The 13,231-nt window shown below is 65.5% G+C and carries 11 protein-coding genes; 3 read left to right on the forward strand and 8 right to left on the reverse strand.

Features of this window, described 5'->3' with window-relative positions; genetic code table 11:
* The first annotated feature begins 64 nt into the window (after nucleotides 1–64).
* A complete protein-coding gene (locus V7066_RS07685; protein ID WP_334182478.1) occupies nucleotides 65–1,717 on the forward strand; it encodes a dipeptidyl-peptidase 3 family protein in 1,653 nt (550 codons plus the stop codon).
* A 7-nt stretch (nucleotides 1,718–1,724) separates the two neighbouring features.
* Here the strand turns inward: V7066_RS07685 and V7066_RS07690 are convergent, their stop codons facing one another.
* The 5 genes from V7066_RS07690 to V7066_RS07710 form a co-directional block, all read right to left on the reverse strand.
* A complete protein-coding gene (locus tag V7066_RS07690; protein ID WP_334182479.1) occupies nucleotides 1,725–2,702 on the reverse strand; it encodes a quinone oxidoreductase family protein in 978 nt (325 codons plus the stop codon).
* A gap of 94 nt (nucleotides 2,703–2,796) precedes the next feature.
* Nucleotides 2,797–4,308, reverse strand: coding sequence for a DUF4403 family protein (locus tag V7066_RS07695; RefSeq protein WP_334182480.1), 1,512 nt, complete (start codon nucleotides 4,306–4,308; stop codon nucleotides 2,797–2,799).
* 72 nt (nucleotides 4,309–4,380) lie between these two features.
* The gene (locus V7066_RS07700) at nucleotides 4,381–5,136 is read right to left on the reverse strand and encodes a TorF family putative porin (RefSeq protein WP_334182481.1); all 756 of its coding nucleotides are present in this window, start codon (nucleotides 5,134–5,136) and stop codon (nucleotides 4,381–4,383) included.
* A gap of 20 nt (nucleotides 5,137–5,156) precedes the next feature.
* The gene (locus tag V7066_RS07705; protein ID WP_334182482.1) at nucleotides 5,157–5,591 is read right to left on the reverse strand and encodes a hypothetical protein; all 435 of its coding nucleotides are present in this window, start codon (nucleotides 5,589–5,591) and stop codon (nucleotides 5,157–5,159) included.
* 125 nt (nucleotides 5,592–5,716) lie between these two features.
* On the reverse strand, nucleotides 5,717–6,142 hold the full coding sequence (locus tag V7066_RS07710; RefSeq protein ID WP_334182598.1) for a VOC family protein: 426 nt from the start codon (nucleotides 6,140–6,142) through the stop codon (nucleotides 5,717–5,719).
* A gap of 158 nt (nucleotides 6,143–6,300) precedes the next feature.
* On the opposite strand from V7066_RS07710, the gene V7066_RS07715 reads away from it, so the two are divergent.
* Nucleotides 6,301–6,924, forward strand: a complete 624-nt coding sequence (locus V7066_RS07715; protein ID WP_334182483.1) for a hypothetical protein — start codon at nucleotides 6,301–6,303, stop codon at nucleotides 6,922–6,924.
* A 147-nt stretch (nucleotides 6,925–7,071) separates the two neighbouring features.
* A complete protein-coding gene (locus tag V7066_RS07720; protein ID WP_334182484.1) occupies nucleotides 7,072–7,380 on the forward strand; it encodes a GIY-YIG nuclease family protein in 309 nt (102 codons plus the stop codon).
* A 164-nt stretch (nucleotides 7,381–7,544) separates the two neighbouring features.
* Here V7066_RS07720 and lpdA read toward each other — a convergent pair whose 3' ends face one another.
* The 3 genes from lpdA to V7066_RS07735 all read right to left on the reverse strand — a co-directional run bounded on the left by lpdA (nucleotide 7,545) and on the right by V7066_RS07735 (nucleotide 13,147).
* Entirely contained in the window at nucleotides 7,545–8,942 is a 1,398-nt protein-coding gene (gene lpdA, locus V7066_RS07725) for a dihydrolipoyl dehydrogenase (RefSeq protein ID WP_334182485.1), read from the reverse strand.
* Between the two features lie 114 nt (nucleotides 8,943–9,056).
* Nucleotides 9,057–10,289 (reverse strand): 2-oxoglutarate dehydrogenase complex dihydrolipoyllysine-residue succinyltransferase, encoded by a 1,233-nt coding sequence (gene odhB / locus V7066_RS07730; RefSeq protein WP_277666181.1) that lies wholly within the window; start codon nucleotides 10,287–10,289, stop codon nucleotides 9,057–9,059.
* An 8-nt stretch (nucleotides 10,290–10,297) separates the two neighbouring features.
* Entirely contained in the window at nucleotides 10,298–13,147 is a 2,850-nt protein-coding gene (locus tag V7066_RS07735) for a 2-oxoglutarate dehydrogenase E1 component (RefSeq protein WP_334182486.1), read from the reverse strand.
* Between the last annotated feature and the right edge of the window lie 84 nt (nucleotides 13,148–13,231).

The raw sequence follows: 13,231 nt of genomic DNA on the forward strand, positions 1-13,231 counted from the left end.
CTTTGCACTGCCACCCAGGAAGCCTAGGGTCCGCCCCAACAATTCCCCAGACGGACCATACCCCATGCCCAAATTCCTCCTCGCCTCCGCGCTTCTGGCCGCGACCAGCCTCGTTTCGGCTCCGGTGCTTGCTGCCGAACCGGCTTACGACCTCGCCGCGCAGAAGGCGAAGCTGGCGACGATCCCGATGGATGTGGACACTAAGTTCCTCTCGGCCGAGGAGCGGGACGTGGTGAATCTGCTCATCAAGGCGTCCGACCTGATGAGCGAGGTCTATCTGCGCCAGCGCTATGCCGAGAACCCGCAGGTGCGCCGTGCGATATCGATGAACCGCCGTGCCGACCGCGATTTGCTGGTCGAGATGTTCGATCGCAATTTCGGACCGTGGGACGAGCTGGCCGACCTCCATCCGTTCTGGGGCACCGCGCCGATGCCGGAAGGTGCCGGGTTCTATCCCGAGGACCTGACGCGCGCCGATTTCGAGGCTTACCTTGCGGCGCATCCGGCCGAGAAGGCGGCGTTGACCAGCCCTTACACGGTGGTGCGGCGTGACGGCGCGAAGCTGGTCGCGGTGCCTTACTCGGTCGCCTACAAGGAATGGCTGGAGCCTGCGGCGAAGCTGCTCGACCAGGCGGCGGCGCGGACGAGCAACGCCAGTCTGAAGAAATTCCTCTCGCTGCGCGCCAAGGCCTTCCGCACGGACGACTACTATCAGAGCGAACTGGCGTGGATGGACCTCAAGGACACGCCGATCGAAGTCGCGATCGGGCCTTACGAGGTCTACACCGACCGCCTGATGGGCGCGAAGACCTCGTTCGAGAGCTTCGTGACCTTGAAGGACCCGGTGGAATCGGCTGCGCTCGCCAAGTACAAGAACTACTTGCGCGACATGGAAGCGAACCTGCCGATCGCGGAAGAGTACAAGAACTTCCAGCGCGGTTTCGAAAGCCCGATCGCCGTGGCGGAGCAGATTCGCGGCGGCGGCGACAATGTGCCGGGGCCGCAGACGGTGGCTTTCAACCTGCCCAACGACGAGCGCGTGCGCGAGGCCAAGGGTGCGAAGAAGGTGATCCTTTCCAACGTGCTCGGCGCCAAGTTCGAGCGTATCCTGAAGCCGATGGGGGCGCTGGTGCTGGTGCCGTCGCAGGCGGCGCAGGTCGATCGCAAGTACATGCAGCTTGAAACGCTGTTCCACGAACTGTCGCACAGCCTCGGGCCGGGCACGATCGTGGTGAACGGCCAGACGACCACGGTCGACAAGGCGCTCAAGGAGCAGAACTCGGCGATCGAGGAAGCCAAGGCCGATGTCGCGGGCGTCTGGGATATCCTGCTGATGATGCAGAAGGGCGAGATCCCGGCTGCCGAGCGTCCGCAGCTGTTCGCCACTTACGTTGCGGGGATCTTCCGTGCGGTGCGTTTCGGCGCGGTCGAGGCGCACGGCAAGGGCGCGGCGCTGCAATACGGCTATCTGCGTGCGAAGGGCGCCTTCACGTACGATGCGGCGACGAAGCGCTACACCTATGACGATGCGAAGATGGAAGCGGGCCTGCGCGACCTGCTGCACGACATGCTGATGCTTCAGGCCAAGGGCGACTACGAGGGCACCAAGGCCTTCATGGCGCGCTGGGCGAAGCTCGATCCCGAAGCGGAAGGCGTGATCGCCAGCATGGCCGACCTGCCGGTGGATATCCGTCCGGTCTATCCCGAGGGGATCTGAATTCCTCTCAGGGGCGCATCACCACATGGCCGAAAGGCAGGCCGCCGAGGATGAAGTCATAGGCCTCGGCGGCTTCGCAGAGCGCGAATTCGTGCTCGATGGGCAGCTGGATCGCGCCGACGCCCACCTGATCCAGCAGGCGCGTGACTTCGGCATGGACCTGGCGGTCGCGCATCGGTCCTGCGGGGGTGATCGTGAAGCGGGAGATGAGCGGGGCATTCGCGCCTTCCCGGCCGTAGGCGGGCGGTGATATCTCGCCCGCCACCGAGATCGAGGCATAGCGTCCGCCGGGGATCACCAAACGGGCCAGCTCGGAAAAGCGCTCTCCGGCGCTGACGTCGAAGACGAAATCCACGCCTTTGCCATCGGTGAGTTCCAGGCAGCAGGCGATCACGTCATCGCCGCGGAGGGAGAGCAGATGGTGCGGGCCGAGGCCGGAAAGCCGCCGATGCCGGCTGCCGTCGCGAGTCACGCCGATGACCGTGGCCCCGGCTTGCGCCGCCAGTTGCGCGGCGACGATGCCCAGGCTGCTGGTGGCATGGTTGATGAGCACGGTCTCGCCCGCGCGCAGGCCGCCGCGGGTGAACAGGGTGCCGTGTGCCGCCGCGAGGGTATAGGCGGGGGCCGCGCCGATCTCGGAACCGAGGCCTTGCGGCAGCAGCCATGTCGAGGATTCGGGCGCCGCGAACAGTTCGGCGTGGCTGCCGCAGGTGTCGTAGGCGACCACCCGGTCTCCGGGCAGGAACCGGGTGACTCGCGAACCTACCGCGATCACCGTGCCGGTCGCCTGGCAGCCGACCACGCCCTCGGCAGGGACTTCGGCCATTCCGGTGCGATAGAGGGCCAGCTTCACGAGGTCGATGGCTTCGATCGAAACCAGTTCCACCCGGATCAGGACTTTGTCCGCCGTGAGTTCCGGCTCCGGTGCATCGCCGAAGGTGAGTTTCGATTGTCCTCCGATCCCGGAGCAAAATACAGCCTGCAAGCAACCCTACCGTCGTCGGTCCACAATCGGAATGTTGGACAAGTCTGTGTAAATCGTTTGCACGTCAAGTCTGTCGCATAGTTCTTGCGTCCCGTTACGGAGCATGCTTCCCGATTGCCGGTCTCAGGACGATGGAAGCCGTGCCCTGTGCCGAGACCGGCAGGTAGAGTCCGCCGCCGGTCGCCTGGATCCGTCCGGTATGGGCCTGGCGCACTTCGGCGCGAATCACGAAGTCTCCTTCGCGCTTGTCGTCGATGGCGCGGGCGATCTTGCCGAGCAGTTCCTGGTAGTCGTTCTCGAAGTTCTGCCCGAGCGCGGCGGCGAGCGTGCCGGACATGCCGGGCGTATTGGCGAAACCGATCAGCAGGTCGCCGCCGACGGCATCGGTGGTGCCGCTGACCTGGAAGTCCGCGAAATCGACCTTGCGCGAGTTCTCGGCATTCACCGGCATGGCGGTCATCCAGACGGTTCCGTGGGCGGGCTTGACCCGTCCGGCCTTGTCGCGGGCGGTGAAGGTCACGCCCACGGCGATGCGCCTGCCGGTGGTGCCGTAGATCGTCGCCTTCTCGAAATCCGCCAGGATCGGCCCGAAATGCGGCACTTCGAATGGCCGCTGCGCCCGCTTGCGCAGGGCGCGCATCAGGACGGGTTCCAGCTGGCGGTAATCGGCGATGACGGGGATGAAGAACGCCAGCCTGCCCGCCTGCTGTTCGAGCGGCCGGAGCGGAGGAAGCGGCTTGACCCTGGGGTCGGCGGGGCGCTCGCCGATGAAGGTCTCGGTCACGGCCTTCAGGCCGAGGCGCAGCAGCAGGCGATTGCCCTGAAGCTCGTAGCCGCCGTACTGGAGTTCCTCCGGGGACACCCGCATCCAGACCGGCGGGTTCTTCTCGTTGAGTTCGAGCGAGGTGAAGGCCGCAGCCCAGGCTTTCTCGATCTGCGGACGCAGTTGTAGCCGGGCGAGATGACCGGGCAGGGTGCGTTCCAGCCGGGCGATCACGGGCCTCAGCTTCTCGTCGGCCTTGTCGGTGAAGTCGATGCGCTGGCCGAGAAAGTCGAGATGCGGCGTATTCGTCCAGTCGTAGCGGATGTTTACCGTGCCGCGCGGGGTCCAGTCGGAGCCGAGCGTCAGGCGGATCGTGGCCTGGGCATTGGCGTCGGCCGTGGCGGTCTCGCGCTTGAGCACGCCGCCGATATCTTCGGCCCGGACCACGGCGTGGAGCGGCATGGTGAGTACGATGTCGCGGCCCTTGCCCTGGAAACGCAGGGCGCCGCGCGTCACTTCGCCGACGACGCGGCATTTCAGCGTGGGGGTCTTGAGCTTGACGAAGGCCACTTTCACCCGCTTCGAAGGGACGCAGGTGGTCTCGGGACGGTCGATCGCCCAGAGCCTGCGCGGAATTTCCTTTTCCAGCGCGGCGGCGAGACCGGTTACGTCGGCGTGCAGCGGAACCGTAATCAGCGAGGCGCGGGGTTCCACGGCAATGGTGTCGTTGGCGCGCGGGGGTGGTTCATGGTCGGCATGGCGCTTGCAGCCTGCAACCGAGAAGGCGAGGCAGAGTGCGATCCCTCCCGCCGTGATAGCTTCCCGGACGCCTCGTGTCGTCATGCCGTGAATGCCCCGGATATGGCCCCTGAATTAGGCACAATACCCGAGACATGCGCCGGTTCCCAGCCCGCGTTACGGCGTGAAGCGCAAGTAGGCCGCAAGGCGCGTGCCGGTGTCGCGATCGAGGTAGCGGCCGGGCGCAAGGTCGTCGCCGATGGACGTGCCGGTGAAGCGCAGGCCCAGCGCGAGGCGGTCCATCTGGTGCTCCACGCCGAGATAGTAATCCCAGTAGCTGCCGTCCGGGCGCAGGCGCCGCACCCGCTCGGCGGCGAGCGCAGTGTCGCGGGTGGAGCCGGTGCTGTAGCCGCCGCCGCCGTAGAGGGTCAGCGCGGTGCCGGGAATGCCCACGGTGGCATTGCCCTCCAGATAGAGGTCGCTGCCGCCGATCGCCTTCTGCGAGGGGGCGAAGCTGGCGCCGAACGAGAGCTGGGCCGGGCCGATGGCATAGGCAAGGGTTGAGTTCAGCTCGCCGTAGCTGAGGCCGGATGCGCCGACGAAGACATGCCCGGTGGCGCCGGCCGAGAGCGTCCAGCCGCCGGTGGACAGCAGCGAGACTTCGGGCGCGACGGAAAGGCCGAGATCGGCGCCGCCGTGCCGGGCGCTGTCACGCAGGCTGGCGGCACCGAGATCGACCGAGATGCTTGGCGAGACGGGCAGGGTGGCGTCGAGCGACATGGCCGCCTTGCCGCCCGACCAGCTCAGCCCGCGCTCGCGCAAGTCCGTGGTCGCTTCGACCGAGAGGCTGGGGGAGGCGGACTGCGCAAGGACGGTCGTCGGCGCGGCGAAAGCGGCGGCCGAGAGCGCCGCCGGAATCAGGAAACGGTTCATTCGCAGGCTGTAGCCTGTTTTCAGTTCACCGCGAAATCGCGGGCGGCATCGATAGCGGCCAGAGTGTCGTGGTGGTCGGCCGAGGCGAGCTGGCGGACATGGGCCTCGATCGCATCGGAGCGCGCGGCGACCAGCTTTGCACCATCGTCGCTGCCCTTGCGGCAGTCGCCGGGGTGGTTTTGGGTGAAGCTGCGGCTACCGGGCAGGCGCGAGGCGATGGCGCGGCCGCCGCCGGCGGGCTGGATGCGGCGCTCCACGCTGACTTCGGCGCTGACGATGCAGCGGCGGGTGCTCGGCCGCGTTCCTGGCGACATGCCGATGGCCTTGGCGCTGGTCTCGACATGGGTGACGTATTCAACGGCATAACTGGCGCCGCGATGGTCGATCTGGACGCTATGGGCAGGGGCCGGGCCGATGAGGGCGGCGGCTGCGGTGGTCAGGGCAAGGAGGCTCACGTCTTACATCCTCTCGTTGTGCCTAAAAATGAGGCATCATCTGCTCAATTGTTATGCACGAGAGGTAGCAGTAGAACGTGTCCGGTTTGTTTCCAGGGTTTGAATTTGCCGGTCTTCGAGGATGCTCAGTCGGTTGCGAAGAGCTGCCCTAGGTCGGCGAAGGCCTTCATTTCGATGGCATTGCCGGAAGGATCGCGGAAGAACATCGTTGCCTGCTCGCCCGCCTGTCCGGCGAAGCGGATATAGGGTTCGATGCCGAAGGCGATCCCGGCCTCGCGCAGGCGGTCGGCGAGGGCCTGCCAGTCTTCCATGGCCAGCACGATCCCGAAATGCGGCACCGGCACGCCGTGGCCGTCGACCGGATTGGACCCGGCATCCCCGCGCGCCATGCCGGGCACGAGATGGGCGACGATCTGGTGGCCATGGAAGTCGAAGTCGATCCAGGCCGCACTGCTGCGCCCCTCACGGCACCCCATGACCCCGCCCCAGAACGCTCGCGCGGCGTCAAGGTCATGGACGGGGAAGGCGAGATGGAACGGGCGGAGGCTCATGGCGGTTGGATAGCGGGGATGGGGACGAATAGCCATGTGCCGTCATTTCAAAGGCTTCACTTGAAAATGGTGTGGCAGCGGCTCAAGATTTTCCCGTCTTTGCAAAAGGAAGAGCGATAGGGATGAAGGCATCTCGGTTGGGAATGGGATTTACGGCAATGGCGGTTTTGGCCGCAATGCCGTTGTTTGCTCCCAGCTTGCTCGCCTTTCCCTATCGGGGGCAAGTCGGCTTGCACCGGGTCTATGCGATGCAGGAAATCTCACCGGATCTCGTTCGATCGCTTCACGAAGCGGACAAGCGGGTCGCCCGGTCTCCCGGCCGGGGCTTTCGGGCGCCCGACCAGCCAATCTACCTGACCGATGGAGGGTGGCGCTGGAAGTGGCTGTCGCTGCCCAGTGGCGGCGCTTTTGCGCTGACACGGCCTGTGACCGATGCGATCGTCATCAACCGTTCCTCTGACGGCAAGGTGTACAACGGGCGAACCCTCGGCGGCGTGCGCGGGTTGGCCGGTGTCGTTGCGCATGAGATGACGCATGGTTCGATCCGCGCCCATTTCGGGTTTTTCGCAGATCCGCTTTATCCGGCGATGCTGCGCGAAGGCTATTGCGACTTCGTGGCGGGCGAAAGCACGCTTTCCGATGCCGAGGCGCGGAAGCTGCTTGCGGGAGGGGCCAGCCACCCCGGACTGCTCTATTGGCAGGGCCGCAAGCGCGTTGAAGAGGCCATGGCAAAGCCGGGCGCCGATCTCGACTCGGTGTTCAGGAATTGGGATCACCACTGAGCGATGTGGACAGTCGGGCAGTGTACCGACCGATGGAGTGAACGCACGTCAGCGCAGCAAAACGGGTTCAGGCTTGCCGGGTTTTAACCCAACCCCGCTCAGGCTGAGCTTGTCGAAGCCCACCCGCAACGCCAGACTTTTAACCCGATGGCGTTCCATACCTACATCCTGCGCTGCCGCGACGGGACTTACTACGTCGGCCATACCGATGACCTCGAACGCCGTATTGCGGAGCACCAGAGCGGTGTACTTCCAGGTTACACGTCCCGGCGTCTGCCCGTCATCTTCCTGTGGGCACAGGATTTCCAGACCCGTGACGAGGCCTTTGCAGCAGAACGCAAACTCAAGGGCTGGAGCCGTGCCAAGAAGGAGGCGATGATGGCCGGGGACTGGCTGCTGGTGAGCCAATTGGCTCGCAGCGCCACGCCGCAGGGGGCTTCGACAAGCTCAGCCTGAGCGGGTGGAGAGGGCGTTTTCTTGGGGGGCGGGTGCTATCGGGCCCCTTTTTCCGGTGGAAGGCACGTTTGCAAGCGTGGTGCTAAACATGCGCACCGAAACGAAAAAAACCGGCGATGCACCTGCACCGCCGGCTTTTTCCTAGCCTCAAAGGAAGGCGCCGATCAGATGTGGATCGGCTTGCCCAGTACGGCCATGGCCGCTTCCTTGATCGCTTCCGAGTGGGTCGGATGCGCGTGGCAGGTGTAGGCGATGTCTTCCGAGGTCGCGCCGAATTCCATGGCCTGCGCGGCCTGGCCGATCATCGTGCCCGCCACCGAAGCGATGCACCATACGCCGAGGACGCGGTCGGTCTCGGCATCGGCGATCACCTTCACGAAGCCGTCGGGCTCGTGGTTGGTCTTGGCGCGCGAGTTGGCCAGCATCGGGAACTTGCCGACCTTGATCGCGCCGCGTTCCTTGGCAGCTTCCTCGGTGAGGCCGACGCCCGCGAATTCCGGCTGGGTGTAGACCACGCCCGGGATCACGTCATGGTTCACGATGCCGGTCAGGCCCGCGATGTTCTCGGCCACGGCGATGCCTTCGTCTTCGGCTTTGTGGGCGAGCATCGGGCCGGGGATCACGTCGCCGATGGCCCAGACGCCGTCCACCTTGGTGGCGAAGTCGTGGTCGGTCTCGATCTGGGCGCGGGCGTTCAGTTCGAGGCCGATCTTGTCGAGGCCGAGGCCTTCGGTGTTGGGGCGGCGGCCGATCGAAACCAGCACGACGTCGGCTTCGATGACTTCCGCATCGCCGCCCTTGGCGGGCTCGACGGTGACCTTGGCGGTCTTGCCCTCAACGGTCACGCCGGTGACCTTGGTGCCGAGCTTCAGGACCATGCCCTGCTTCTTGAAGATCTTGCCGGCTTCACGGCGCACTTCGCCGTCCATGCCGGGCAGGAGCTGGTCGAGGTACTCGACGACGGTGACTTCCGCACCGAGACGGCGCCAGACCGAACCGAGTTCCAGACCGATCACGCCGCCGCCGATGACGACCATCTTCTTGGGAACCGAAGCCAGTTCCAGCGCGCCGGTCGAGTCCACGACCACGCCGCCGGCGTTGTCGATCTCGACGCCGGGAAGCGGAGTCACCGAGGAGCCGGTGGCGATCACGATGTTCTTGGCGGTGACGGTCTTGCCGGCCACTTCGACGCTGTGCGCGTCCTTGAACTGGGCGTAGCCCTTCAGCCAGTCGATCTTGTTCTTCTTGAACAGGAATTCGATGCCGCCGGTCAGGCCCTTCACGGCGTCCTTGCGCTGGCCCTGCATGGTGTTGAGGTCCAGCTCGGGGGTCACCTTGATGCCCATCGCGGCCATCGCGCCGCCCTTGGCCGCATCGAAGTATTCCGAAGCGTGGAGCAGGGCCTTCGAGGGGATGCAGCCGACGTTGAGGCAGGTGCCGCCCAGCGTCTCGCGGCCTTCGGCGCAGGCGGTCTTCAGACCGAGCTGCGCGGCGCGGATCGCTGCGACATAGCCGCCAGGGCCGGCACCGATGACAAGGACGTCGTAATCGTAATCAGCCATTGTTCAGGCCTCCGTACGCTCGTGCTTCGCACTAATAGCTACGAGCGGAAAATAGTCGTTTCGGCTCAAGTGAAAACCCCGCCCGACCGGATCGGGGCAGGCGGGGCTTTTAACTCAGAGGTCGATGAGGAGACGGGTGGGATCCTCGATCGCTTCCTTGATCGTCTTGAGCGCGGTGACGGCTTCGCGGCCGTCGATGATGCGGTGGTCGTAGGACAGCGCGATGTACATCATCGGGCGGATCACGATCTCGCCGTTACGCACCACGGCGCGGTCCTCAATGCGGTGCAGGCCGAGCACGGCCGACTGCGGCGGGTTGATGATCGGGGTCGACATCAGGCCGCCGAACACGCCGCCGTTCGAGATGGTGAAGGTGCCGCCGGTCATGTCGGCCATGGTCAGCGTGCCTTCCTTGGCCTTCTTGCCGAATTCGGCAATGGCCTTCTCGATGCCCGCGAAGCCCAGCTTGTCGCAGTCCTTCACGACCGGAACGACCAGGCCGTTCGGGGCCGAGACGGCGACCGAGATGTCGACGTAGTCGTGGTAGACGATCTCGTCACCGTCGATCTGCGCGTTGACGGCCGGGATGTCCTTGAGCGCGAGGACCGAAGCCTTGGCGAAGAACGACATGAAGCCCAGCTTGATGCCGTGCTTCTTCTGGAACACGTCCTTGTACTTCTCACGCGCTTCGATGACGGCCGACATGTCGACGTCGTTGAAGGTGGTGAGCAGCGCGGCGTTGTCCTGCGCGGACTTCAGGCGCTTGGCGATGGTCTGGCGCAGGCGCGTCATCTTGACGCGTTCCTCGCTGCGCGCGGCAGGAGCAGCGGCAGCCGAAGCCGAGACAGGCGCCGAGGCGGGCTTGTTCTTGGCCGCTTCGAGGACGTCGTCCTTGGTGATGCGGCCGTCCTTGCCGGTGCCCTTGATGGTGGCCGGGTCGATGCCGTGTTCCAGGATCGCGCGGCGCACGGCCGGCGAGAGAACCGAGGAACCGGCCGAACCTTCATCGGCCGCGGCAGCAGCCGGGGCGACGGCGGCAGCAGCGGGGGCCGGAGCCGGGGCAGCAGCGGCCGGAGCGGCTGCGGCCTTGGGCGCGGCGGCACCGCCGGTGCCTTCCTCGATCGTGGCGATCAGCGCGCCGACGACGACGGTGTCGCCTTCCTTGGCGATCTGCTGGCCCATGACGCCCGCGTGGGGCGCCATGACGTCGATCGCGACTTTGTCGGTCTCGAGGCTGGCAATGGGCTCGTCAGCGGCAACGGCTTCGCCGGGCTGCTTCAGCCACTGGCCGATGGTGGCTTCGGCGACGGATTCCCCAAGGACGGGGACCTTGACTTCGGTGGTCATGATTTATCTCAAGCCTTCTGCTTGCGACGGAGTTCGGAACGAACGGAAAGATGCAGCGCGTCTGCAACCAGCGCGGCCTGTTCGGCAACGTGGCGCTTGGCGAGGCCGGTGGCAGGCGAGGCCGAGGCGTTGCGTCCGGCGTAGCGCGGACGCGGCTGGGCCGCTCCGGCTTCGATGGCGGCAGCCTCGATCTGCGATTCGACGAAGAACCAGGAACCGTTGTTCTGCGGTTCTTCCTGACACCACACGACCTCTTCGAGGTTCGGCATGCGCGCAAGGCGCTTGGCCAGCGGCTCGCCCGGGAAGGGATAGAGCTGCTCGATGCGGATGATCTGGGTATCGTCGATCTCTGCGGCATCGCGGGCTTCGAGCAGGTCGTAGAAGACCTTGCCCGAGCACAGGATGACCTTCTTGGTCGCGGTATCTTCCGAACCGTTCGGATCGGAAAGGATGCGCGAGAAGGTGCCGCCGGTGAACTCCGATGCAGCCGACTTCGCCAGCGGGTGGCGGAGCAGCGACTTCGGGGTCATGATGATCAGCGGCTTGCGGAACGGGCGGTGCATCTGACGGCGCAGAACGTGGAAGTAGTTCGCGGGCGTCGTGATGTTGCAGACCTGGATGTTGTCCTGCGCGCAGAGCTGCAGGTAACGCTCCAGACGCGCCGACGAGTGCTCCGGACCCTGGCCTTCGTAGCCGTGGGGCAGCAGCATGACGAGGCCGTTGGCGCGCAGCCACTTGGACTCGGCCGAGGCGACGTACTGGTCGATGATGATCTGCGCACCGTTGGCGAAGTCGCCGAACTGGGCTTCCCAGAGCACCAGCGTCTTCGGGTCGGCACTGGCGAAGCCGTACTCGAAGCCGAGCACGCCGTATTCCGACAGCGTCGAGTTCAGAACCTCGAAACGGCCGTGGGGCAGGGTGGTCAGCGGCGTGTACTTGTGCTCGTCCTTCTGGTCGACCCAGACGGAGTGACGCTGCGAGAAGGTGCCGCGTTCGCAGTCCTGGCCCGACAGGCGCACGTTGTAGCCTTCGGTGACGAGGCTGCCGAAAGCGAGCGCTTCCGCCGTGGCCCAGTCGAAGCCTTCGCCCGACTTGAACATCTCTTCCTTGGCCGCGAGCACGCGGGCCAGGGTCTTGTGGACGGTCAGGTCTTCGGGAACCGTGGTCAGGGTACGGCCGAGGCTGTCGAACAGCTTGGTCTCGATCGTGGTGTCGACGTTACGGCGCGCGGTTTCCGGATCGGCGGGCTTGTGGAAGCCGCTCCACTGGCCCGAGAACCAGTCGGCCTGGTTGGACTTGTAGGTCTTGGCCGCCTCGAACTGCTCTTCGAGGTGCGCGGTGAATTCCGCTTCCGTCTGCGGCAGGAAGCCGTCGTCGATGACGCCTTCCTTCTTCAGGCGCTCGCCGTAGATCTGGCTGACCGGCGGGTGCTGGCGGATCTTCTGGTACATCAGCGGCTGCGTGAAGCCGGGCTCGTCGCCTTCGTTGTGGCCGAAGCGGCGATAGCACCACATGTCGATCACGATGTCGCGGCCGAAGGTCTGGCGGTAGTCGATCGCCAGCTTGCACGCGAAGGTCACGGCAGCCGGATCGTCGCCGTTGACGTGCAGGATCGGGGCCTGAACGCCCTTCGCCACGTCCGACGGGTACGGCGAGTTGCGCGCGAACTGCGGGCTCGTCGTGAAGCCGATCTGGTTGTTGATGATGAAGTGGATGCAGCCGCCGGTGTTGTAGCCCTTCACGCCCGAGAGGCCGAAGCACTCCCAGATGATGCCCTGGCCGGCGAAGGCCGCGTCACCGTGGATCAGGACCGGCAGCACCTGCTTGTGCTTGGCGCCGGGGCCGATGTCGTCGCCGATGTCGTCGGCGATGGTCTGGTAGGCGCGGACCTTGCCGAGCACGACCGGATCGACGGTTTCGAGGTGCGACGGGTTGGGCATCAGGCTCATGTGGACCTTGATGCCGTCGAACTCACGGTCGGCCGAAGTGCCGAGGTGGTACTTCACGTCGCCCGAGCCACCGACGTCTTCCGGGTTGGCGGTGCCGCCCGAGAATTCGTGGAAGATGACCTTGTAGGGCTTGGCGAGGACGTTCGCGAGGACGTTCAGGCGGCCGCGGTGGGCCATGCCGTAGACGATCTCCTTGACGCCCTGCACGCCGCCGTACTTGATCACGGCTTCGAGCGCCGGGATCATCGCTTCGCCGCCGTCGAGGCCGAAGCGCTTGGTGCCGACGTACTTCTTGCCGAGGAACTTCTCGTACTGCTCGCCGCGCACGACGGCCTGAAGGATCGCCTTCTTGCCTTCTGCGGTGAACTCGATTTCCTTGTCGGCACCTTCCATGCGCTCCTGGAGGAAACGGCGTTCCTCGACATCGGCGATGTGCATGTACTCGAGGCCGACCTTGCCGCAGTAGTTCGCGCGCAGGATCTGCACGATCTCGCGAACGGTCGTCCACTCCAGGCCGAGCGCACCGCCGACATAGACCGAACGGTCCTGCGCGGCGCCTACGAAGCCGTGGTATTCGGGCGTGAGGTCAGCGGGAAGGTTCCGCTGGTTGAGGCCGAGCGGATCGAGATCGGCTGCCAGGTGACCGCGCACGCGATATGTGCGGATCAGCATCATGGCGCGGATTGCGTCGGCCGCGGCTTCGTCTATGCGGGACTGGTCGACCTTCTGGCCGCCCTTTGCCGCTGCTTTCTCGATCTTGATCTTGAGCGCGCTGGGGTCGAGGCCCTGGGTCAGGTCGTCCTCGAATTCCGCTCCAACAAGCGGCCAGTTCTTGCGCTGCCAGCTCGGGCCGGCCTGCGGGCCGTCGAGGGCTTCATCGGGGGTGAAGTCGAAACTTTCGTCGCCCATCGGGTGTCACCTTTTGTCGCGCCGGAAAACGGCCGGCGCTACCAAGCTAAATAGAGCGTCCGATGGTCCCGGAGGAGAGGAGGG

This window comes from Novosphingobium sp., assembly GCF_036820275.1.
In the GTDB taxonomy this organism is placed as follows: domain Bacteria; phylum Pseudomonadota; class Alphaproteobacteria; order Sphingomonadales; family Sphingomonadaceae; genus Novosphingobium.